Raw genomic sequence first — 23,781 nt, forward strand, 5'->3', positions numbered from 1 at the left:
ATAAACAAAACCGGTATCCAAAAAATATCGGTTTTTTAATACCATATAAAATGCAGGCACTGACGGAGCAGGAATTGCACAACCTGGCGATGAATATAGTAGGCAGAGAACTGGAAGCTGCCGGTTACGAATTCATGGGAGTCAACAGTAAACCTAAAAAGAACCCGCAGTTTGTGTGTCTCAGGGAAAAAGAATTGCACTTTATAGTCGTCAGGAGCGTGGCATACCCTGATGATCCAAAAGAATACGATAAGGAACTACTGGAAAAAGTTAAGGCCCATGCCCTCAAATACGAGGCCCGGACCTACTATGCGGGAGTAGGCCTGTCTAATGCGGAAAACCGGGAACTCCCGGTATATTTGAATGAAAGCTATATTGTTGAATATGACGGGCTTATTGAGGTTTAGATACTACTTCGCCCTGGTTTTAGGATTAATTATGTTCCTGACTGGCTGTCGTGAACCGCAGGATTGGATTTTGAACAGCAATTCCGGAGGGGCACTGGGAACTTCATACAATATCACCTACCTGGGATCGGAAGAACTCAACTTCCAAAGGGATATCGATTCGGTTTTTAATGTGGTGAATCAATCCTTGTCTACCTATATTCCAGACTCCGACATCTCTAAGATCAACCGTGGAGATACCCTGGAGGTAGATCATATGTTCCGGGATGTATTCCGTTTATCCAAATCGGTCTTTGAGGAAACAGATGGCTATTTTGACCCTACAGTGGGTACGCTCGTCAATGCCTGGGGATTCGGTCCCGGGCAGCAGATTCAGCTGGATAGCGCTAAAGTGGATAGTCTTCTGGAGTATGTGGGATTTCAAAAGGTGAGACTGAATGAGTCCGATGAGATCATCAAAGAACATCCGGCTATCCAATTTGATTTTAACGCCGTGGCAAAAGGTTATGCCATTGATCGGCTAGCGGCTATGCTCAAGGACAAAGGGATAGAGAACTTTCTGGTTGAAGTAGGCGGAGAGATCGTTAGTAGTGGAGAGAACAAACTGAAAAAAAAGGAATGGGTAGTCGGGGTAGACGACCCCCAGGCCCGAGATGCAAGACGACTCAAACTGGCCCTTAAGCTTAGCGATGAGGCACTGGCCTCATCCGGGAATTACCGCAAGTTCCGGATAGATTCCATAAGTGGTAAGAAATATGTGCATACTATAGATCCAAAAACCGGATTTACCAAGAATTCCAGGGTTTTGGCAGCCAGTGTGATCGCGGAGGACTGTGCCAGGGCAGATGCGTATGCCACAGCTTTTATGGCCATGGAACTGGACCGTTCCATAGCGTTGCTTTCCAAATCCAAAGACCTGGAGGCCTATATCATTTATCTGGATGAAGAGGGGGAGACCCAGGAGTTTTTCACCACGGGTTTTGAAGAGCGCATCCTAAGATGATACTTTTCGGACAAGAGGAATGATCTCGCCTTTTGCTAATCGATACTTTTCAACGGCTTCAGGCCCTAAAGTGGCAGTGTAATCCACTTCCTCAACTGCGAAGCCCACTTGCCTTAGTTTCTCAAAATAGTCCCTTCCGTATACCCGAACGTGATCATACTGTCCAAAGATCCTGGCCCTTTCGCTTTTATCGGTGATACTGTCATCCTCAAAAGTGGCGTCCCTGGAAAGATCCTGTGGTATCTGGAAGATTCCCCAACCTCCTGGTTTCAGGACACGGTATAATTCGCTCATCGCCTTCCGGTCATCCGGGATATGCTCCAATACGTGATTGCATAGAATGATATCAAAACTTCCATCGTTAAAGGGAAGATTACAAATATCTGCCTTTACATCCGCCAGAGGGGAGTTTAGGTCGGTAGTCGTATAATCCAGGTTTCTAAGCTTCCGAAAACGCTTGTAGAGTGCCTGCTCCGGAGCAAAATGAAGCAGCTTGTGATGGCCGCTAAAGAAATTAGTCTCATTTTTCAGGTACAGCCACAACAAACGATGCCTTTCCAGGGATAGGGTGGAGGGTGAAAGCACATTTTCTCTTGGCTTTTCATAACCGTAGGGCAAGAAGCTTCGGAATGATCTGTTATCGATGGGGTCAGTATATTTCCTACCCCTCATAAAAAATGCCAGTACAGGCCTCGCCAGATAGCTCAGCTTGATGAGCAATGGCCTTGGAAAGCGATTTAGTATTAGTTTAAAGATCTTTTTCAAGCTGTTACTACTTGCTCAGAACGTTTAGTCGGGATCGCGGCTATGTGATCCGGGAATTGGACAAACTGTTAGTATAGCATCTTGTCAGGCGAATGCTTCCCTTCTGAATTCTTTTTCTTCGTCGCTTTCAATGCCCAGAGCATCATAAATATATTGAAAGGTAGATAGCAATTCAGGTTTGCCGTTAACCAGGGCTACGTTGTGCTCAAAGTGTGCACTGGGAAGACCATCAGCAGTGAGAATAGTCCAGCCATCCTTAAGTTGTTTGATCCGCCTGGTACCCATATTGATCATAGGTTCTATGGCCACCACCATACCATCGACGAATTTCTTACCACGTCCTCTTTTCCCGTAATTTGGCATTTCCGGACCTTCGTGCAGCTTTTTCCCAAGACCGTGGCCAACCAATTCCCGTACAATACCATATCCGTGGCTCTCACAGTGGGTCTGAATAGCATAACCCACATCTCCGACCCGGTTTCCGGCCCTGAATTCCCGTATACCTATGTACAGGGACTCCTTGGTAACCCGTAACAGCTTCTTTACCTCCGGTGCAACCTCACCTACTTCGAAAGTGTAGGCGTGATCCCCGTAATACTCGTTCTTAAGGGCTCCGCAATCTACAGAGATAATATCCCCCTCTTTCAAAGGATCATCAGTGGGAATGCCGTGTACTACCTGGGCATTTGGACTCATGTTCAGGGTGTTAGGAAAGCCGTACATCCCTAAAAATCCGGGCTTGGCGCCATGATCCCGGATAAAGTCTTCTGCAAGCTTATCCAGGTACAATGCAGTGACCCCCGGCTTGATTTCCGAGGCCAGCATCCCCAGTGTTTTGGATACGATCAGGGCACTCTCCCGAATCAATTCAATCTCTTCCGCAGTCTTGAGTTTTACCATAGGCTGACAAAGGTATGACTTTCGTTTGAAATTGGGTTAAATGTCTATAATAAAGGTCTTTAGCAATGCGCTTTTGACCTAGCCCTCTGGCTTTACTGCATATAGAATTTTTCCGGTTTTAAAGGTTCAGGAATATCCTCTTCCTTCAAAAGTTCCCTGATATTTCGTTCAATGGTCCTGGCGATACTTGTCATGGCAGTATCTGTTGGACGGTTTTCAAAGGGATCCTGAATATTCAGGGCGATCTTTTCCAAAAGAAAGAAGGGAACAGAGATAAAGACCAGAAGCGGAATTTCAATAAACCCGGTTAGCTCGGTTAGTGAGAAAGAAAGCATAACCAGAAATATGTAGATGAACAGATGCAGGGTTAGGCGATAGGTTTTGGGGAAGGAGGTATTTTTTATGCGTTCTGCCTTTCCCATAGACGCGCACAACCTAAGCAGCGTGCTATCTATCTGGACCTGTTGGAAATCATTGAGCTGATCCTCCCTGTGAAGGGTATTGAGATCTGCTGAATGATTATCCAGAAGCGCCAGGGGAATATGAATTCTGTCCTTTAACAACTGCCTCTCAAGTTCTTCAAGAAAGGGATCTTCTTCAGTATTTATCTTGAGTCCCCTAAGATTCGCTCCCAGGGCATAACACCATGACATTTGGCGATAGGCCATACGGGAGATCAGCGCACTTTCCGGATTTTTGGAAAAGTGCTTTAGTTGCAATACGAAGGTCCTCGAGTCATTGACTATGGCCCCCCATATCTTGCGGGCTTCCCACCAGCGGTCGTAAGATTGGCTAAGCTTAAAAGACAGGATCAAGGCGATTGCAGTACCCAGGAACGCCCCAATAGTGACGGGAATATTGAGATCCTGTAAATAACTGGATAACAAAGAGGTTGCCGTAGAGAAAACTACCACTACAAGCAGATCTATTTTAATTTTACCGAGGATGTAACCGATAGGGATTTTTCGTTCCAGAATCATAGGGGTAAGCTGTTGGTTATTAGATCAAACTACTGTAAGGCTAAGCACCTGTTAGTCTTGACATCCCTAAATTTCCGAAAAAAATACCAGTTTCTAAATCAGCGGCTTTTGGGTCATCAGCTCGGGCTGTGGTACGCCCATCAGTTTGAGAATGGTCGGAGCGATATCTCCCAGAACCCCATCTCTCACGGTTTGGATATCTTCATCCACAATGATCAACGGAACCGGGTTAGTGGTATGAGCCGTATTCGGGCTGCCATCCGGGTTGATCATCGTATCGCAATTACCGTGATCCGCAATTAAAATTGTTGCATATCCATGCTCCAATCCCGTGGTGATTACCTTTTCCGCGCAGCTGTCCACTGTTTCACATGCCTTGATTGCCGCTTGCATATCACCAGTATGGCCCACCATATCAGGGTTGGCAAAATTCAGGCAAACAAAGTCAGCGGATTCCTTTTCCAGCTCCGGAACAATGGCATCCCTGATCTCGTAGGCGCTCATTTCGGGTTTTAGATCGTAGGTAGCTACTTTGGGGGAAGGACAAAGGATGCGTTCTTCACCATCGAAGGGAGTTTCACGACCGCCATTAAAAAAGAAGGTCACATGCGGGTATTTTTCAGTCTCCGCGATCCGTATCTGTTTTTTCCCCTCAGCGGCCAATACCTCTCCAAGGGTTTGCTCCAGGTTCTCCTTTTCGTAAACCACTTTTACTCCGGTAAAAGTATCGTCGTAATTTGTGAGGGTCACATAGTAAAGGTCCAGTTGGTGCATATTGTATTCGTGGAAGTCCTGCTGGCTAAGTACCTGAGTAAGTTCCCTACCGCGATCTGTACGGAAGTTAAAGAATATAACCACATCCCCATTTCCGATAGTAGCACGAGGTGAATCCTCGCTATCCGTTAATACAATGGGTTTGATGAATTCATCCGTAACTCCGGAGTCATAGCTCTTTTCAACCGCCTTGGATAGGTTGTCGGATTTCTCACCCTTTCCATTGACCAACAGATGATATGCTTCTGCCACCCGCTCCCATCGCTTGTCCCGGTCCATGGCGTAATAGCGGCCAACTATGCTGGCGATCTCAGTGTTTTTGTCCTCACAGTAGGCCTCCAGCTCTTCCAGAAAGGCCTTTCCGCTTTTCGGATCCACGTCCCGGCCATCAGTAAAAGCATGTACAAAGGATCTGGATACCCCGGACTTCTCCGCAGCCGCAATAAGTCCTTTAAGATGGTTAATATGGCTGTGTACTCCTCCATCACTAACCAATCCTAAGAAATGTACCGGCTTATCCTGCTGCCTGGCATAGGCAAAAGCCTGCTGAAGCACGGCCTCGTCTTTTAGCGTATTCTCTTTAACAGCAATGTTTATTTTAGCGAGGTCCTGGTAGACTATCCTACCGGCCCCGAGATTCATATGGCCAACTTCACTGTTTCCCATTTGCCCCTCAGGGAGGCCTACATTCATTCCGTCCGTCAGCAGATCTGCATTAGGGTATTTTGTATAGAGGGAATCGACAAAAGGGGTGTTTGCCTGAGCGATGGCAGATACTTCAGGATTAGGAGACTTTCCCCATCCGTCAAGGATCATCAACAGAACTTTTTTATTCATAATGAAATTTTGCGGAAATCAAAAATACTGTGATTCCTCAGGATAAGCAATTATTCTTAAGCCCTTTTTTTTAAAGGGTTTTGCGATTTTTTGGCTTGTTAAAGGAATTAACGTTTGGAAAGGGGATTTTGTTAAACTTTAGTTATTTAACTGTTAATAGTGAAACAAAATCGAATAGATGGCGTCTATATTTATATAATCAAAATCTATTCATCAATTAAATCTTATTCATCATGAGAAAAACAATCCTGATTGCTGCCGCTTTTCTCCTGGCGGTTAGCGGTGTTTACGCCGAGAACAGAACAGAAAATGAGCAAGCTGTAATTACTGAAGCCCTGAAACCTTTAGCACCTAGTTCTTTTTGCAAAGCTATTATGCAAGGAGACTATGACACCGTAAAACGAATGATAGAACTTGGAGAGGACGTCAATAAAAAATCCCTGGGGATGAGTCCTGCCATTTTTGCCGCTCGTTACAACAAAGCTGAAATTTTGGAATTACTGATCGCCAATGGTGCTGATCTGAAAGCAAAGTGCGACAAGGGCTTTACAGCTAAAAAACACGCTGAGCTTTCCGGGGCTAAAGATGCCCTTGCAGTGATAGAAAATGCTATGAAGAGTTGACAGGGGGTTTGCTCATCAATCAAAAAACCCTGACGGTACCGTCAGGGTTTTATTTTTGGCTATTTACATCCTATAGTGTTCAAGCAAAAGAGTAAATAATTCAAAATAACTAAAATTCAAATCCGTTCAATGCCCTGTCCATAAAGGCATATACAGCCATTAAAAGCATTAACGCACAGAATACAGAATATACTTTTAAGATAATCACAGCGATCTCCGGCTTGCAATTGTCAAAAGCATCCGTGTAAAGGTTTTTAAAATGTGTAAGTGTTCCCATTATAGTATTCTTTAAATAAATTAAAAAAGCTATAAGGGTTAAATCAGGGGCGTATGAAGATTTGGAATATCGTCAAAGATACGAAAAAAAAGGGGATAACCTAGGTAGCTGAACGATTATATCTGCCTATTGACCCCGGTATCTTTTGATGGATTCTCGTATTTTTTGGATCCTGTTATCCGGATCAGGATGGGTACTTTGGAATTCAGGAGCCCTGTTCGGGCCTGCCGCCGCCTTTAGAATTTGCATCACTTTGATCATCTCTTCCGGCTCATATCCGGACTGTATCATAAAGAGAATGCCGAGGTCATCGCTTTCCAGTTCGTCACCTCTCCCATTTTTCAACAGGGTATTTTGACCAATGCTTCCAACTATACCACCCGCGTCTGCACCTACTGTGGCACCCATGGTAACCGTCTTCCAGAAGTTGCTCTCAGCAATTCTTTCTGCTGAATGCCTCCCTATCACATGACCGATCTCATGGCCTAATACTCCGGCCAACTGGGCTTCATTCAGTTTTGAAAATAGGGCATAAGTGATGAATATCTGCCCTCCGGGAAGTGCAAAGGCATTAATAGTACGGTCGTCTGCTAACAGGTGAAATTCGTAGCGATAAGGAGTCTCGCGGGCAATGCTATGCTGTACTAATCTGTTACCCACAGCGTCTACCAGGGTCTGTAGGCGCTCATCCGGATACAATCCTCCGTGCTGCTGGGCTATTTCCGGAGCGCTTTGCAAACCGATCGCGATTTCCTGGTCGGCAGTCATATTGATGTTCTGTACCCTGCCGGTATACGGATTCTCTTCCTTGTTGTTACATCGCTGAATAAATGCGAAAGCTACAATAGCAAGCCCGATAAAGATTCTGATCTTCCAGCTCCCTCTTCTCATAATTTGTTAGTGTTCTGTAAAACACAAAGTACAAAAAATGCTTATAAAAGTTCTGGATTAATATCTAAAATATTGTCCTGGATATAGGTTTTAATGAAACCGGTAGTAAAATGCTCGCTACCCAAAAACTCTTCCTGTTCAAGGAGTTGCAGTATGTTTTTTCTTCGGAACGCGGCCAGCATGGGAATGGAAAGTGGAGCATAACTGTAATGCCATGGTTCGTACTTGAAGCCCCTCCTTTTGGGATTGTCAGTGTAGACCAGATAGTAGTCGAATTTTTTGGAGTTTTCATCCATCCAAAGCTTAAAATCCTCAAACGGCCCACCAGCTTCAAATTTTTCGCTTACCAACACGTCTCCGCTTACTTTTTTGCTACCGTCTATCAAATCGATATCCGTGCCCCAATGATGTCTGCTCGTTCCCGGGATGGTAGAGTATTCTATGATCTTATCGATAGCGTCCAGGGGCTTCATACCATCTTCTATGGCGTATCGTTCATATTTTCTTTCGAATATAGCCGCCTGCCGTGCAAAACTGCGAAAACTGGATACCGGTTTGATGTCAATTCCGGCACCATAGGCCGCCTTTCTCATGGCTTCAAAAGCCTCTTGCGCTTCTTTTCGCATTTGGTAGCCATTCCCATAGAGATCGATATTGGCCTTTCCCATAAGCTCCAAAACGGAGTATTCAATATCCTGAAAACTAAAAATGGAAGGGATCAAGGCAAGGCCAAGACCGGATAAACCGCTTTTTTGAATAAAAGATCTTCTGTGCATCAGATGGGTTTTGGTACTACATATTGAAACGAAGAGGCGAGCAGTCTATTTTATCACTAACTAAAATTTATGACTTGCAATCGCTCTTAGTTCAAATTTAGCCTGAAAATAGCAAAGATTGTTAAGACAAAGGGATTATTACGGGCAACAACCCTTCACAGGAGTTTCCCAGAAGCGTCTCAGGGAGATAATTTTAATTGGAAAGATATAAATAACCCTGATGCTTTTTCCTGAGGTCGTTAAAGGTGATGATGTAGAAGTATATGCCTGCAGGGAGACCTGAACCCCTTTTTATGGTAGTTTCCCGGTTCGACTTTCCATCAAACTCACCCCTGTAATTGTCTTTGGAATATACCAAAACACCATATCTGTCAAAAATCTGGAGTTTGTTATTCGGAGATCTGTCCAGTCCGTCCAGTTCTAACAGATCGTTTTGCCCATCGCCATTGGGTGTCATATAATAGTTAGCAAGTTCAAGGGTCTCAAAAGTCTCTGTACTATCATCATTTCCTCCAAGGGTCAGGATCTCATAATCGTTTGGAACAAAGTTAGCAGAGGTCACGGATCCTTTCTCAAGCCCTCCTTCCACAGAGGTGTTTCCCAGATTGACCCATTGCTGTTCCGCCTTGCTCCAGCCTACTACCTTGAGATCCGAAATCTTTTCTCCTAAAGCTGATACATTGCTGTAGGCATCCCAGCTCAGGGTTACTTCTGAAGGTACATCACCTTCGAGTCTCCAGAATTCCTTATCGCTTATGGAAATGAATTCAGTAGCCTTCTTTTCCGTATTGAATATGCCGCTAATGGCCTTTGGGTTGTTCGGATCTTCAAAGAAATATGCGCATTTTGCCATCGCGTTAATGGCCATGGAATGTATGGTTAAGGGACGTAGCCTTTTACCTTCACCGACCGGGAAGACGAAAGAGTCCTTATTGGAAAGCGCTGCGTATCCGTTTACCTTAGAAACTCCGCTTTCGCCGGTATAAAAGGAATCGTTTAAAAAGTTGGAATACACCGAACCGTGGGAACGAGGCGTGATAATGTCTCCGGCAATCAGGTTTCCGTTGTTGGTAACCCCGATACTGTTCTCAAGGATCAGGCCCCTGGGAACAATGATCTCCGCATCAAAAAAAATGGCTGGCAGGCTACCGGATATGGTAAGCGGATCAAATTCGTTGTAAAAGCCAATTAATCCCTGGTTTTCCTCAAAAACGCCATCATTTATAAAATCAGAATGTACTCCGACCATGATATCTCCGTGCATCTGCATAGGGCCGTAGTTGTGAATGGCCTCCTGGGCAAACAGCGGCAAGGCCGCTATAAAAAACGCTATGTACAGGATCTTTTTCATTCGAGGATTATCGGAGCTTGTTGATCATAACGCTGGACTCCCCTGAGCCACTGAAATTCACTGTACCGGAGTTGGCTTCCCTGGTAGCGATAATACTGACCACATCGTTGGCGTTCAATTGCAATATTTCACTTACGTGGATACTGGACTGGGTGTGGTTACCTGCATGCCTGATATATCCTGAGGCGCCAAGAGCCCCAACCACAGTTCCGTTGACCGCAATCCTGGCATTTACATTAGTTCGTTGGCGGTTATTTCCGGAATTAATACCTACAAGTGAGATATTTGCCCGTATATCATATCTTCCGGCTTCTTTTACGATAAGCGTATTTCCGCTAACCTGATAGAGGTTGTTGCCGTCGTCTTTGTAGTCTTCACTTCCAAAGATGGGGAAGACCGTGTTGTTTACGTTTAGATTGGTAGAGGTATCCGTGTTCGTCCATCTACCGCCATAGTTTATTTTAGAACGTTGCAGCACCCCGTTTGCGTCTGCTGCCAGAAGATCGTCCGAACTAGTTGCCGTGCTTAGGGATCGTACACGCAGATTACCATTAACATCCATTTTCTCGGAGGGGGTGTTGGTGCCTGCTCCGAGTCGGTTATTGGTAACATCCCAGTGCAATTGACTGTTGTTTTCAGTAATTTTTCCATCTGAACCGGCAAAGAATACGGACCCGGCAGTTCCGGAAACCTCAGTGCCATCAGTTCCGGGATCCCCTTTATCGCCCTTATCACCTTTGTCTCCTTTTTCACCCTGGATACCCTGTAGTCCTTGATCGCCCTGGTCTCCTTTGTCACCCTGGATCCCTTGAGGCCCCTGGTCACCCTGGTCTCCTTTTTCACCTTGTATACCTTGTGGACCCTGATCGCCCTGGTCTCCTTTTTCTCCCTGGATCCCTTGGAGACCTTGATCGCCCTGGTCTCCTTTGTCACCCTGGATCCCTTGAGGCCCCTGGTCACCCTGGTCTCCTTTTTCACCTTGTATACCTTGTGGACCCTGATCGCCCTGGTCTCCTTTTTCTCCCTGGATCCCTTGGAGACCTTGGTCGCCCTGGTCTCCTTTCAGGCCTTGTATGCCTTGCGGTCCCTGGTCGCCCTGGTCACCTTTTTCACCCTGAATTCCTTGTGGTCCCTGGTCACCCTGGTCTCCTTTTAGACCTTGGATCCCCTGAGGTCCTTGATCGCCTTGGTCACCTTTTTCTCCTTGAATACCTTGTGGACCTTGGTCACCCTGATCTCCTTTTACACCTTGAATTCCTTGTGGACCTTGGTCACCCTGGTCACCTTTTTCACCTTGGATACCCTGCGGACCTTGATCACCCTGGTCTCCTTTTTCTCCCTGGATCCCTTGCGGTCCCTGGTCACCCTGGTCACCTTTTTCGCCCTGGATCCCTTGTGGGCCTTGGTCACCCTGGTCTCCTTTCAGGCCTTGGATTCCTTGTATCCCCTGTGGACCTTGGTCACCCTGGTCTCCCTTGTCTCCTTTATCGCCTTGATCTCCTTTAAGGCCTTGTATGCCTTGCGGTCCCTGGTCGCCCTGGTCACCTTTCAGACCTTGGATTCCTTGAGGTCCCTGGTCGCCTTGATCTCCTTTTTCGCCCTGGATTCCCTGCGGACCTTGGTCACCCTGATCTCCTTTTACACCTTGAATTCCCTGATCTCCTTGATCACCTTTGTCTCCTTTTTCACCCTGGATACCCTGTAGTCCTTGATCGCCCTGGTCTCCTTTTTCGCCCTGGATCCCTTGAGGCCCCTGGTCACCCTGATCACCTTTTACACCTTGGATCCCTTGAGGCCCCTGGTCACCCTGGTCACCTTTTTCTCCTTGGATTCCTTGAGGACCTTGATCTCCTTGATCACCTTTGTCTCCCTGGATCCCTTGTGGTCCCTGGTCTCCCTGGTCACCTTTGTCTCCTTTTAGACCTTGGATCCCCTGAGGGCCTTGATCGCCTTGGTCTCCTTTTTCACCTTGAATTCCTTGTGGACCCTGGTCGCCCTTGTCTCCTTTTTCGCCCTGGATACCCTGTAGTCCTTGATCTCCTTGATCACCTTTGTCTCCCTGGATCCCTTGAGGTCCCTGGTCACCCTGGTCTCCTTTATCACCCTGAATGCCTTGTAGACCTTGGTCTCCCTGGTCTCCTTTTAGACCTTGGATCCCTTGAGGCCCCTGGTCACCCTGGTCTCCTTTTTCACCTTGTATCCCTTGTGGGCCTTGGTCGCCCTGGTCTCCTTTCAGGCCTTGTATCCCTTGTGGACCTTGATCACCCTGGTCACCTTTCAGACCTTGAATACCCTGTAGTCCTTGGTTACCCTGGTCACCTTTTTCTCCCTGGATTCCTTGTGGACCTTGATCTCCTTGATCACCTTTGTCTCCTTTTTCACCCTGGATCCCTTGTAGACCCTGGTCGCCCTGGTCTCCTTTTTCACCCTGAATTCCTTGTAAACCTTGGTCGCCTTGGTCTCCTTTTTCTCCTTGAATACCTTGCGGACCCTGATCACCCTGGTCTCCTTTATCTCCTTGAATACCTTGTGGACCTTGGTCGCCCTGGTCTCCCTTGTCTCCTTTATCGCCTTGATCTCCTTTTAGACCTTGGATCCCTTGCGGACCTTGATCACCCTGGTCACCTTTCAAACCTTGAATACCTTGAGGTCCCTGGTCACCCTGATCACCCTGATCTCCTTTTTCACCTTGAATCCCTTGCGGACCTTGATCACCCTGGTCACCTTTTAGACCTTGAATACCCTGTAGTCCTTGGTCACCCTGGTCTCCCTTGTCTCCTTTATCGCCTTGATCTCCTTTAAGGCCTTGTATGCCTTGCGGTCCCTGGTCGCCTTGGTCTCCTTTGTCTCCCTGGTCACCTTTTAGACCTTGAATACCTTGAGGTCCTTGATCACCTTGGTCACCTTTATCTCCTTGAATTCCTTGTGGACCTTGGTCGCCTTGGTCACCTTTATCTCCTTGAATACCTTGCGGACCCTGATCACCCTGGTCTCCTTTATCTCCTTGAATACCTTGTGGGCCTTGATCTCCCTGATCTCCTTTCAGGCCTTGGATTCCTTGTGGACCTTGATCGCCCTGGTCACCTTTATCACCTTGAATTCCTTGAGGACCTTGATCGCCCTGGTCGCCTTTTTCGCCCTGAATTCCTTGAGGACCCTGGTCACCTTTTTCACCTTGAATCCCTTGTGGGCCTTGGTCGCCCTGATCTCCTTTATCACCTTGTATCCCTTGTGGGCCCTGGTCGCCCTGATCTCCTTTGTCACCTTTTTCACCCTGGATACCTTGTGGGCCGGTGAGGTCTGACGACGTGAAAGATGTTCCGTCTGAATATAAAATCGTAAAAGTTCCATTCCCATTATCCCTAAAGCTAAAACTGCCTTGGGCAGAACCTTCACATAGGTTTGCCCAGCTACCATTGTAGTAGTGGATACATCCGGTATCCGTGTTGTACACCAGGGCACCGTTCAGCGGACGAATGCCGTTCATTTGTGAAGTGGTCAGCCGGGTGAGCACAAAGGCTTTGTTCGTACTTTCCAGCTCAATAATGGATGCCGCATCTATGCGATTAGGGTTCTCACCGATCTTCAACTGGGCAAACCCATTGAAAGAGGCAAAAACCAATGCGATAAAGGCTAATTTTCTTAAGCTCATAGGTTTATAAGATTTGGGAAACTTCTTACAAAACTCAAATTTAACCTATAGCTTGTATATCCTCCATAATTTGTTGTGAAGACGGGCTAGCTTGTGGTAAAATGAAGTTGGCCTTCCAATGATCTGAAAAACCGGTAGTTAATCGATGAGAGGTATGGGAAAGTCCTATCGATCCAGGTATAGAAATCCCTGATATTCTAAGTTCAGGTCCTTTAAAACGATCACGTAAAAATAGATTCCTTCCGGCAATCCCGCCTCCCTGTTGATCACCATATTGTCTACATTGGAAACCCCGTTAAACTCGTTCCTGTAGTTGGTCATTTCGAAGACTTTCAAGCCGTTGCGATCAAATATTTGAATGCGGTTGTTGGGGGATTCTTCCAGCTCCTCGATCTCGAGAACATCGTTGATACCGTCATTGTTGGGAGTGACTATGTAGTTGTCCAGAGTAAGGAACTCTTCAGGTTCAGCGCGAATTCCGAAGGTGATGACTTCATAGTCGTCTGGAACGAAACTCAGGGAAATAAGACCACCGTCAGTAAGATCTCCTACCGCAGAAGATACCCCGATATTTAACCAACGGTTTGCCGCCTTGCCCCAGCCCATAAGGGTTACCCTATTCACATCACCCTGCCCGATCTGAACAAGGTTGCTTCTCAGGTTCCACCTAAGGCTTACCGTGGACGGTAAACTGCCTTCAAGGCGCCAGAATTCTGAGGTGCTTACCGCTTCTATATCCCTGGGTTTAAGTTCTGTACTAAAAACCGGAAAGGCTGAAGGGCTGTTCGGATCCTCCCTGAAATAGGCACATCTGGCAAGGGTATTTACCCCATCGGAGTTTAGGATGAGGGACCGGAGTTCGGTACCATCCCCTACAGGAAAAGAAAACATTTCCTGATTACTTACTGTGGCGTAGCCGTCTACCTTGGAAGCATTGGATTCCCCAATTACAAAGGCGTTCTGCAGGAAATTCAAGGATATGGCATCCATTATACGTGGCGTACGGAAGTCGCCAATCACAAAACTCGCATTGTTAGCGATATTCATGGAAGTACTGAGGTCTACTCCGGCATCATTCAGGATCTCCGCATCAAAAAAGGTTGTCATAAAGGCCCCTGAGACTTGCAGAGGTGCCGAGCCGTAAAAACCGGCAAGCCCCGCATTGTCTTCAATAGTTCCGTCGTTGATAAGGTTGGTATGAAAGCCTATCTGCCCCTGGGAGTGTATCCGCAGGTTACCCGTATTATACAAAGCGGTCTGGGCATTCAGTCCGGAGACAAATGCCAGAAGCAAAGCGATATGAATTATTGCAGGTCTCATCAATTTCAGGCTTATTTTCGCTCCTTTAAAAGGCTTTTGATGACCTCCAGGTCACCTTTGATAGCTTCCAGTTCTTTAGCCAGTGCAGTATTCTCGGATTCCAGCTTTTTTATCTTTTTTTCCTGCGCTATTGTATGTAGAAAAAGCTCTTCGATCTTTTCCAGGTTGTTGAAAGAAGATTCCGTAAGATCCCATTGACCACTTTCCATGATATCATAGGCGGATCGTATCCCGGGAAGGTGTTTGTTGGTCCTGACAAAAGCCTCAACTTTTTCCAAAGGAAGAAAGCGGTAGTTCTCATCCAGCTTTGAGCTTCCGTTAAAATAGGTTTCAAATACAAAATCCGGCGGCAGAATGGTTCCCGTTGCTGAAATAAATGCGCCTTCGGCTCTGATATTGCCATCAACATGTAATTTTTCGACGGGATCAATACCAACACCCATGTCCTGACTGGTGTTTATCCTCATAGCTTCTATGGCGTTGGTGCTAAAGGCAAGCACACCGGCTCCATCCTGAAGGTACATGCCAGTGAAAGTATTATTGTCAAAGGTATAAGCTGGCACCCCAGCGCCCCCATTGATTGTGAGGTAACCTTGAGAACGTACGGTTCCTACTACCTGTAATTTGTCCGAAGGGGTGTTAGTGCCTATCCCAAGCCTTTCGTTGGTTGCATCCCAGAACAGCTGAGTGGTGTCGTCCGTTGGGACTCCGGCATTATCCGCAAAGAATACACCTCCTGTAGTGCCGGTAATTGCCCCGCTGGGTGTTGTTGGCACCCAGGCAGTGGAAGCATCAACCCATTGTAACACCTGTCCATCTGTGGCACCCATCTGGTTCAGATCTGCCGCCACGATCGTTCCATCATTGATCTTTGCGGAAGTTATTCCATCATCCTTAACCTGGAGAGCATCTGCATTGATCTCAATGGTAGTATCGTCCACATTGATATCATAACCTACTGTAGCACTATAATCTGTAAGGCCGTCGTCCGTATCCGTATCCGTTGGGGGTGCTCCGCCACCTCCGGCAGCAACCCAATTGGTGCCCGTACCGGTTGAACTCAATACTTGTCCGGCCGTACCGGCATCCCCATCAGTATCCCGGAATTCGTTGATCACTCTCAAATCCCCATTTACATGGAGCAATGAGGTCGGATCAGTAATGCCAATGCCTACCTCGCCATTGTTTTGAATGGTCATTACGGCGTCTCCCAGATCAGGTTCGCTAAAATCTGCAACCTGATTTTGTAAAAAATGAAAATCTCCTCTTGCAAAGCCAGGAGTAGGAAGGGTTCTTTCATATACCAAACTACCCTTGCCAAAACTGTTTAATTCATCCACTGCAAATAAAATACCCACAGCGGAACCTGTAACTCCGTCTCCGGATTCATTTTGGATCATAATTGGATGGGCAACCAGGCCATCGCGGTCTTCCATGATATGCACTTTCGCTATGTTGTTTTCAGGACCGCCATCTAATCCTACCTGGAGCTGCCCTGTTCCAAACCTTTTAGTGATATCCCATTTAAGGCTTGTACTTACTTCTGTAGCCGCACCTGTAACGTCGTCGGCAAAGAAGATGCCTCCGGTTGTTCCAATGACCCCTCCCGAAGGATCCGCCCAGATAACATCTCCTGAAACATCGGTAGTCAATACCTGTCCGTTCGTACCTTCTTCTATTTTTGCCGGAGTAACGTTATCGTCCAGTATCTTTATGGTGGTAACCGCGTCATCTGCCAATTCCAGGGGAGTTCCTGCGCTTCCATCCCCGTCAATCGTAGTTCCGGTAGAGACCGTTCCCCCTGTGGGATCTGCCCAGATTACATCTCCTGCAGCATCCGTAGTCAGCACCTGTCCGTCAGTTCCCTCAGCTATTTTCGCCGGCGTAACATTGTCATCCAAAATCTTGACCGTTGTAACAGCATCGTCTGCCAGATCGAGCGGCGCTCCCACACTTCCGTCACCGTCAATGGTGGTTGCTGTAGTAACTGCTCCGGAAACCGGGTCAGCCCAGATCACATCTCCTGCGGCATCGGTAGTCAAAACCTGTCCGTCGGTTCCTTCTGCTATTTTTGCGGGTGTTACGTTATTGTCCAAGATCTTGACTGTAGTCACCGCATCGTCTGCCAGTTCAAGTGGTGCTCCCGCACTACCATCCCCATCAATGGTGGTTCCTGTAGTAACTGCTCCGGAAACCGGGTCAGCCCAGATGACATCTCCGGCAGCGTCTGTGGTTAATACTTGCCCGTTGGTTCCCTCAGCTATTTTCGCTGGTGTTACGTTATTGTCTAATATCTTAATTGTTGTAATTCCATCATCCGCCACGTCAAGCGGGTTGGCGAAAGTACCGTTTCCTACTAATGTGGCTCCTGATTGTACACTGGGCATACTGGTAAGCACATACGGATCTGTCAATGTTCCCATCCCGGCGACACCCACGGAAGCACTTCCGGTAACAATGGTTTCCGAGCCATCCGAGGTATCCGGACTGTTCAATACATAGGGATCCAGGGTGGTTCCTGCTCCTGTGACAGTTACTGTCGGACTGTCGTTTATTATTGTTTCCGAGCCATCCGCCCCTCCCGTACTGGTTAAAACATAGGGATCGAGCGTGGTCCCTGTCCCTGCTACGGTTACTGTTGGGCTATCGTTGATAATGGTCTCAGACCCATCTGCTCCTCCTGTACTGGTAAGCAAATAGGGATCCAGTGCTGTTCCTGTCCCTGCTACGGTCACTGTAGGACTATCGTTGATGATGGTCTCAGAGCCATCTGCTCCTCCTGTACTGGTAAGCAAATAGGGATCCAGTGCTGTTCCTGTACCGGCTACGGTTACGGTAGGACTGTCATTGATTATGGTTTCCGAGCCATCCGCCCCTCCTGTACTGGTAAGCAAATAGGGATCCAATGCTGTTCCAGTTCCTGCTACCGTTACCGTGGGACTGTCATTTATTATGGTCTCAGAACCGTTAGATATCAGGTCGCTGACGTCAATGATGGTCTGGTTGTTCGGATTCCCTTCGTTTATGACCAGATCGGTACCGATCACCTGGCCACTGGTGATCAGTTCATCTGTAGGATCGCCTCCTCCTCCCGCACTGGCGTCTACATAGGCCTTGGTCGCTGCGTCCGCAGGATCCGTTGGGGTCCCGATATTTTTGATCTGCAGTCCTCCGGCATTGTTCCCGTCATTAAGTACTTCGTTGATGTTCTGAATTTCGTTCAAAGTACTACCGTCTGCTTCGGTAAAGGTATTTGTGATGATGTAAGGGTCTACTCCTGTCCCGGAACCCTGAACGTCTATATCGGTCCCCGCCTGGATCACCGTATCAGAGCCATCTGCCGTGGGTATGGTAACTGTGTTACCGCCTGTTATGGATAACTGATCCCCAACTATGGAAAGATCCTGTAACTCGTTACCAACATTGGTGTCGGCATCTGCAGCTATGGCGTTGGTGTTCGCCTGAATAGCCAGTTCCAGGGCTTCTGAGTCGAAAAACACCCCGTTGTCTGTTCCGGCTATAAGATCATTACCGGTATCCCCACTAATAATATCCGCTGAGGTAATGTATCCTGCATCGTTAAAGAAATCCGCCAGGGTTACCAGGTTGTAATCGATCTCAGCATCCGTAATGGTATTATCCTGTAATTCCTCGCTGCCCACGGAGTCCGGTGCCAGCTTATCGGAGTCTATGGAATTGTTTTGTATATCATCGCTGTTAATACTGAAATCCACAATATTAGCACCCTCAATCTGCCCCACCTCAAAGTTAACCGTGTCCCCGTTCTCTGTGATCACAATAGTCTCTATCGGATTTACGATGGGATCCGTTGTAAACTGTAATTGAAGCGAATCGCATAAATTAACCCAGGCCGAACCGGTGTAGTAGAAAACGCAGCCGGCATCGTTGTTATATACCATGGCTCCAGCTAAGGGAGTGATACTGTTCATCTGTTGTTCGCTCATTCTCGAAATGACCAGAACTCTGCTAGAACTTTCCAGTTCCAGCACCGAATTAGCGTTGATGTTCTGGGGGTTGTCTCCAATCTTGATCTGGCTTGTGAGCACACTGGAAAAGCAAAATCCAACCAGGGCGCAGAGGAGTTTTGTTCTCATGGCGATACGCTTTATGTTTTTGGGTAACAGGACTGACAAAAATAGAATTATATCGCTACATCTCTAAGTTTATGCTTTTAAATACGCTTTTATGGGATAAAAGACTACAAATATACCTAAGTAGTTGAAGTAAAGGCATTCAAGCCGGTATTCTGCTCTATTTTAGCCCTTTCTAAGCAGGGTGTTAGATGCTTACATTAACATAAGTTTAATGCCGTCAAATTTTTTTATGAAGTCAAGTTCCTGTTTCTTTATAGTATCTTTAAGATACCTCGAGCTCAACCGAACGCTTATGAAAACACGATTGCTCATTTTCTTTTTTTCACTCTCGCTTACCGGAATATTGGCACAACAGGAAGACAGAAGGATCCTCCGGGGCCAGGTAATGTACCGAAATAGTCCGGTTGCCAATGAAAATGTGATCAACACCACCTCTCAAAGGGCTACCATTACCAACGATAACGGAGAGTTTGCCATTTCGGTTAAGGTGGATGATGAATTGGTTTTTACAGCCGTAAACTATCAGATCCAATTGATCAAGATCACCGATGTGATCCTGGAGAACAACAGGCTGGTCGTAGAAGTCAACGAAAAGGTGACGGAACTGGACGAGGTGACAGTGAGTCCCGAAAATCAAAAGAAATTCCTCGAATTGCAGAATGAGGAGTTCAAGCAATACGAATACGAGACGGATCAAACCACGGAAGTGGTTAACGTGGCTTTAGATCCTACGGTGCGCGGTATGCAGGATGGAGTCAATTTTGTAAATATTTTCAAAGCCCTCTTTATGTCTAAGGACAAAGGAGAGGAAGATGCCAGATCTCCCCTGAAGATCAGTGAAGTACTCAGGCAGGTTTATGACGACGAATTTTTTGTTTTGGACCTAAGGATCCCACAAGACAATATCGATGATTTTTTGTTGTATTGTGACAACAATATCCCTTCTCAAACCCTTTTAAAAAAGGACAACGAATTTCAGTTGATCGATTTTCTGGTCACCCAGAGCAAGTCCTACCTAAAGGAGCGGAATGCCAAAGAATAGATTATTTCTTCTTTTATTCTTACTTACTTCTATCCCTGCACTGGCGCAGAACGAATTTCGACGTAGCCTGGAGGGAAGCGTCAGGCACCAGGGTAAAATAATTCAGGATGTTCACGTGATGAACATTACATCTAACAAGGCCACTATAACGGATGCCAACGGAAATTTTAGTATTTCCGTCAGATTGAACGATACTATCCGCTTTTCTGCGGTTCAGTACAAAAAGAAACAATTGGTGATCACCGCCTCCATTTTGGAGAGCAAAGGTATGGTGGTTTCGCTCGAACAGTTCGTGAATGAGTTGGATGAGGTAGTGGTAAGGCCCTACGACCTTTCAGGGGATATTGCCAGGGATATGCAAAATCTTAAAACAGATCCGGTGGTTACGGCATCTACCCTGGGCCTGCCAAATGCCTATGCCCGGGATTGGACACAGAGCGAGAGAATGCTGAATGAGGCTACTACCGGAGGGGGTATAGTACCTTTAAATCCTATTCTGAACGCCATTACCGGGCGCACCAAAATGCTCAAAAAACGCCTGGCAAGAGACGAAATATATGCCAGAACGGGGCGGGTCCGCAATTTTTATGTAGACTCCCTGTTTGTTCAGGAATTGCTGATCCCAAAGGAAAAGATTGAGGATTTCATGTATTACTGCGAGGTGGATTCCAGTTTTAGTGGGGTGGTAGACACTCATGATCGTCTTAAGATATGGGAGTTTTTAAAAAAGAAGAGCACAGCCTACCGAAAGAACAATGCGCTGGATTGACTTCTTTTTGGCATGCCATTTGTATATTTTTGCCTACCAAAAATGCACTTAATCATGGGTTTTCTCAAAAAATCACTGCTATTGCTCGTAATACCGTTGCTGGCCTTTAGCGCGCACAAGTTCTATGTGAGCGTTACCAATGTCAACTATTCGGAAAAGGAAGATGCCCTGCAGATAACCACGAGGATATTTGTTGATGATTTTGAACAGGTGATCGAAGAGCGATATGGCGTGAAAATGAACCTGGCCACAGCTGATGAAGATGAATTGGCAGAGCAGTATATTGAAAAATACCTGAGGGCGAAATTTGCCATAGAAATAAACGGGGAAAACAGGGCGTATACCTACCTCGGAAAACAGTATGATGACGACGTAATGATCTGTTACCTGGAACTCCCCAAACTGGAATTTGATAAGGTAAAATCAATACAAATTCAAAATGAGGTGTTGACGGATCTTTTTGACGAACAGCAAAATATTGTACACTTCAAAATCAACGGAATAAAAAAGAGTTTTGTCCTGATTCGGGAGAATAATAAAGGAATGTTAAACTTATAGCATTCTTTAACAGATCATTAAAAAAAACGCTACTTTTCGGCGACTAAAAATTAAGATAAAAATGAACAGAATCAAGTATTTCTTTGCTTCTTTTTTGTTTCTTGTCGGAGCCACGGCCATCGCACAGGAGGAGGCGGAAAAGGAAAAGGAACCTGGTCACTACAACCAGAGCAGGTTCAAGCAGATGTATGAAGAGTTTGCTACCCCAAACACTTACCGTTCCGCGTCAGGAGCTCCAGGCCCTGATTACTATCAGCAACAGGCAGACTATAAAATGGACATTGAGCTGGACGACAAAAATGCCAAGCTCTATGGAGAAGAGACTATTACCTATTATAACAACTCACCAGACGACCTGGAATTTCTCTGGGTACAGCTGGACCAGAATGTCCGGGCAAAGGATTCAAAATCGCCCTTGAGAAACGGAGGCGGTGTACCTCTTGCCTATAGGACCAGCACCTTCACTAATCAGTATTTAACTGAAACTTTTGACGGTGGATTTAATATTGAATGGGTGAAGGATGCCAACGGCAAACCTTTATCTTACACCATCAATCAGACTATGATGCGCATTAACCTCCCCACTCCGCTTGGCAGTGGGTCTCAGGTTTCCTTCTCTGTGAAATGGTGGTATAATATCCCGGATCACACAGTGAATCGTGCTCGTTCCGGATACGAGTACTTTGCCAAGGATGGGAACAGGGCTTATGTGATCGCTCAATTCTTCCCCCGAATGGCTGTTTACAGCGACGTGGAAGGATGGCAAAATCATCAGTTCTGGGGAAGTGGTGAATTTGCACTTCCTTTCGGAAATTACGAAGTAAATATCACCGTTCCCGCAGATCACGTTCTGGATGCTACAGGAGTTCTTCAGAACAGGAAAGAGGTATTTTCAAGGGATATGATGAAACGATACGATCAGGCCAAAAAGTCTTACGACAAACCTGTTCTTATTGTAACCCAGGAGGAAGCTGAAGCTGCTGAAAAAGGCTTTTCCGAGAAAAAGAAAACCTGGAAATTCAAGGCGCAAAACGTCCGGGATTACGGTTTTGCAACTTCACGAAAATTCATCTGGGATATGCAGGCGGTAAAGATTGGCAATAAGGATGTGATGGCAGTGTCCATGTATCCCAAAGAAGGCAATCCACTGTGGGAGGAATTGTCTACCAAGGCGGTTGCAAGTACATTGAAAACTTATTCAGAACACACTTTTGATTACCCTTATCACAAAGCGATATCGGTTCACGCCAAGAACCAGGGAATGGAATACCCCATGATTTGCTGGAATTACGGAAGGCCTCAAGAAGACGGAACGTATTCGGACCGTGTTAAGTATGGTATGATCAGCGTGATCATTCACGAGGTAGGCCACAATTTCTTTCCAATGATCGTTAATTCAGACGAGCGTCAGTGGGGCTGGATGGATGAAGGTTTGGATACCTTTATGCAGTACATCGCAGAGCAGGAATTCGGGGATGCAAACCCTGATGTTATCGCTCCCAATAACAAATATCCTTCTAGAAGGGGAGAGCCTTCTAAGATCGTCCCTTATATGAGCGGAGATCAAAGCGGATTGGCACCCATTATGTCTAACCCGGAGAATGTTTACCAACTGGGGCCAAATGCTTATGGAAAACCGGCTACAGCGCTCAACATCCTACGCGAAACGGTAATGGGTAAAGAGCTATTTGATCATGCCTTTAAAACCTATGCCCAACGCTGGAAATTCAAGCACCCTACGCCGGAAGACTTTTTCCGCACTATGGAAGACGCCTCTGCCGTAGATCTTGACTGGTACTGGAGAGGTTGGTTCTATACTACGGATTATGTGGATATAGGAGTTAAAGGTGTTAAGAAGTACTACGTTTCGAATAAGCCAACCAAAGAAATGGAGGAGTACATGAGTGCGAGGAATCTTACTGAAGCAGATTTGCCACCGCTGGTATACCTGGCAGAAGAAGATAGCGAAGATTTCGATCCCGAACTCAAAGGTAAATCACCATCAGAGAGTTCTCAGACGCTTAACGCTTATATGATGGATAACATGACCGAAGAGGAAAGGGCTACTGTAAAAGAGCCCAAATACTTCTACGAAGTTACTTTTGATAAGCCGGGAGGAATTCCAATGCCCTTGATCGTGGAGTATTCCTATGCTGACGGAACCACAGAAAGCGTTACCTATCCGCCTGAGATCTGGAGAAAGAACGACGCTGAGGTAAGACGCGTTATCTCTTCCCAATCTGAGTTGGTCGGAATCGTTGTGGACCCAAAAGCGGAAACAGCAGACATTGATGTTACCAACAATGCCTGGCCCAAGAAGGAAGAAAAATCAGATTTTGACAAGTTCAAAGAGAACATAAAAGGTAAATAAACCCCATAGGGTTAAGTAAAAAGTCCTGGCCTGGTGTCAGGACTTTTTTATTTGACACGTATTCTTGATTATATTTGTACTATGTATTTTTTAGGATTTCTATTTATCAGTGGGGCTGAGATTTTCTTCATCATGTTTATTGTGGTCATGGTCTTCGGGGCAGACAAGATCCCCGGGATTGCCAAAGGGCTCGGTAAAGGAATGCGCCAGCTAAAGGATGCCACCGAAGATATCAAACAAGAAATCCAAAAAAGCGCTGAAAAACAGGGCATAGATACCAGTTTTGCCGAAGATATCAAGAAGGAACTGGATGATGTAAAGAAGAATGTTGATGATGTTACAGGCACAATAAAGCGGAAATAGAACCCCT

At 46.3% G+C, this 23,781-nt stretch carries 19 protein-coding genes; 8 read left to right on the top strand and 11 right to left on the bottom strand.

The window, feature by feature from the left end; genetic code table 11:
* Positions 1-50 precede the first annotated feature (50 nt).
* Both GTQ38_RS18970 and GTQ38_RS18975 read left to right on the top strand, forming a co-directional pair.
* Positions 51-407, top strand: coding sequence for a Na(+)-translocating NADH-quinone reductase subunit F (locus GTQ38_RS18970; protein WP_161437135.1), 357 nt, complete (start codon positions 51-53; stop codon positions 405-407).
* The gene (locus GTQ38_RS18975) at positions 364-1,410 is read left to right on the top strand and encodes an FAD:protein FMN transferase (RefSeq protein ID WP_238858032.1); all 1,047 of its coding nucleotides are present in this window, start codon (positions 364-366) and stop codon (positions 1,408-1,410) included. Before GTQ38_RS18970 ends, GTQ38_RS18975 begins: the two co-directional genes overlap by 44 nt.
* On the opposite strand, the gene GTQ38_RS18980 is transcribed toward GTQ38_RS18975, so the two are convergent.
* The 4 genes from GTQ38_RS18980 to gpmI all read right to left on the bottom strand — a co-directional run bounded on the left by GTQ38_RS18980 (position 1,402) and on the right by gpmI (position 5,666).
* Positions 1,402-2,175: a class I SAM-dependent methyltransferase gene (locus tag GTQ38_RS18980; RefSeq protein WP_161437136.1), complete on the bottom strand. Its 774-nt coding sequence runs from the start codon at positions 2,173-2,175 to the stop codon at positions 1,402-1,404. The genes GTQ38_RS18975 and GTQ38_RS18980 overlap by 9 nt on opposite strands.
* Before the next feature lie 84 nt (positions 2,176-2,259).
* Complete coding sequence (gene map / locus GTQ38_RS18985; RefSeq protein ID WP_161437137.1) at positions 2,260-3,075, bottom strand: type I methionyl aminopeptidase; 816 nt, start codon at positions 3,073-3,075, stop codon at positions 2,260-2,262.
* Positions 3,076-3,167: 92 nt separating this feature from the next.
* Positions 3,168-4,055, bottom strand: coding sequence for a bestrophin family protein (locus tag GTQ38_RS18990; RefSeq protein WP_161437138.1), 888 nt, complete (start codon positions 4,053-4,055; stop codon positions 3,168-3,170).
* Between the two features lie 93 nt (positions 4,056-4,148).
* A complete protein-coding gene (gpmI, locus tag GTQ38_RS18995) occupies positions 4,149-5,666 on the bottom strand; it encodes a 2,3-bisphosphoglycerate-independent phosphoglycerate mutase (protein ID WP_161437139.1) in 1,518 nt (505 codons plus the stop codon).
* Positions 5,667-5,899: 233 nt separating this feature from the next.
* Here gpmI and GTQ38_RS19000 point away from each other — a divergent pair, with 233 nt between their 5' ends.
* Positions 5,900-6,289, top strand: a complete 390-nt coding sequence (locus tag GTQ38_RS19000) for an ankyrin repeat domain-containing protein (RefSeq protein WP_161437140.1) — start codon at positions 5,900-5,902, stop codon at positions 6,287-6,289.
* 109 nt (positions 6,290-6,398) lie between these two features.
* Here the strand turns inward: GTQ38_RS19000 and GTQ38_RS21060 are convergent, their stop codons facing one another.
* The 7 genes from GTQ38_RS21060 to GTQ38_RS19030 all read right to left on the bottom strand — a co-directional run bounded on the left by GTQ38_RS21060 (position 6,399) and on the right by GTQ38_RS19030 (position 18,671).
* Entirely contained in the window at positions 6,399-6,566 is a 168-nt protein-coding gene (locus tag GTQ38_RS21060; RefSeq protein WP_238858033.1) for a DUF6747 family protein, read from the bottom strand.
* Between the two features lie 126 nt (positions 6,567-6,692).
* Positions 6,693-7,457 (bottom strand): M48 family metalloprotease, encoded by a 765-nt coding sequence (locus GTQ38_RS19005; RefSeq protein ID WP_161437141.1) that lies wholly within the window; start codon positions 7,455-7,457, stop codon positions 6,693-6,695.
* Positions 7,458-7,498: 41 nt separating this feature from the next.
* Positions 7,499-8,233 (bottom strand): M15 family metallopeptidase, encoded by a 735-nt coding sequence (locus GTQ38_RS19010; protein WP_161437142.1) that lies wholly within the window; start codon positions 8,231-8,233, stop codon positions 7,499-7,501.
* A 193-nt stretch (positions 8,234-8,426) separates the two neighbouring features.
* Positions 8,427-9,584, bottom strand: a complete 1,158-nt coding sequence (locus GTQ38_RS19015; RefSeq protein ID WP_161437143.1) for a gliding motility-associated C-terminal domain-containing protein — start codon at positions 9,582-9,584, stop codon at positions 8,427-8,429.
* Positions 9,585-9,591: 7 nt separating this feature from the next.
* Positions 9,592-13,236 carry a collagen-like domain-containing protein gene (locus GTQ38_RS19020; protein ID WP_161437144.1) on the bottom strand — a complete coding sequence of 1,215 codons (3,645 nt, stop codon included), beginning with the start codon at positions 13,234-13,236 and terminating at the stop codon, positions 9,592-9,594.
* 165 nt (positions 13,237-13,401) lie between these two features.
* Complete coding sequence (locus GTQ38_RS19025; RefSeq protein ID WP_161437145.1) at positions 13,402-14,556, bottom strand: gliding motility-associated C-terminal domain-containing protein; 1,155 nt, start codon at positions 14,554-14,556, stop codon at positions 13,402-13,404.
* An 11-nt stretch (positions 14,557-14,567) separates the two neighbouring features.
* Complete coding sequence (locus GTQ38_RS19030) at positions 14,568-18,671, bottom strand: beta strand repeat-containing protein (protein WP_161437146.1); 4,104 nt, start codon at positions 18,669-18,671, stop codon at positions 14,568-14,570.
* Between the two features lie 292 nt (positions 18,672-18,963).
* Between GTQ38_RS19030 and GTQ38_RS19035 the strand changes: the two genes are divergently transcribed.
* The 5 genes from GTQ38_RS19035 (at position 18,964) to GTQ38_RS19055 (ending at position 23,774) form a co-directional block, all read left to right on the top strand.
* A complete protein-coding gene (locus tag GTQ38_RS19035) occupies positions 18,964-19,713 on the top strand; it encodes a carboxypeptidase-like regulatory domain-containing protein (RefSeq protein ID WP_161437147.1) in 750 nt (249 codons plus the stop codon).
* The gene (locus GTQ38_RS19040; RefSeq protein ID WP_161437148.1) at positions 19,700-20,482 is read left to right on the top strand and encodes a carboxypeptidase-like regulatory domain-containing protein; all 783 of its coding nucleotides are present in this window, start codon (positions 19,700-19,702) and stop codon (positions 20,480-20,482) included. The genes GTQ38_RS19035 and GTQ38_RS19040 overlap by 14 nt, the downstream gene beginning before the upstream one ends.
* Before the next feature lie 54 nt (positions 20,483-20,536).
* Positions 20,537-21,040 carry a DUF6702 family protein gene (locus tag GTQ38_RS19045; protein ID WP_161437149.1) on the top strand — a complete coding sequence of 168 codons (504 nt, stop codon included), beginning with the start codon at positions 20,537-20,539 and terminating at the stop codon, positions 21,038-21,040.
* Positions 21,041-21,101: 61 nt separating this feature from the next.
* The gene (locus GTQ38_RS19050) at positions 21,102-23,411 is read left to right on the top strand and encodes a M1 family metallopeptidase (RefSeq protein ID WP_161437150.1); all 2,310 of its coding nucleotides are present in this window, start codon (positions 21,102-21,104) and stop codon (positions 23,409-23,411) included.
* Between the two features lie 81 nt (positions 23,412-23,492).
* Positions 23,493-23,774: a Sec-independent protein translocase subunit TatA/TatB gene (locus GTQ38_RS19055; protein WP_161437151.1), complete on the top strand. Its 282-nt coding sequence runs from the start codon at positions 23,493-23,495 to the stop codon at positions 23,772-23,774.
* Positions 23,775-23,781: the final 7 nt, after the last annotated feature.

This window comes from Poritiphilus flavus (assembly GCF_009901585.1).
Taxonomy (GTDB): domain Bacteria; phylum Bacteroidota; class Bacteroidia; order Flavobacteriales; family Flavobacteriaceae; genus Poritiphilus; species Poritiphilus flavus.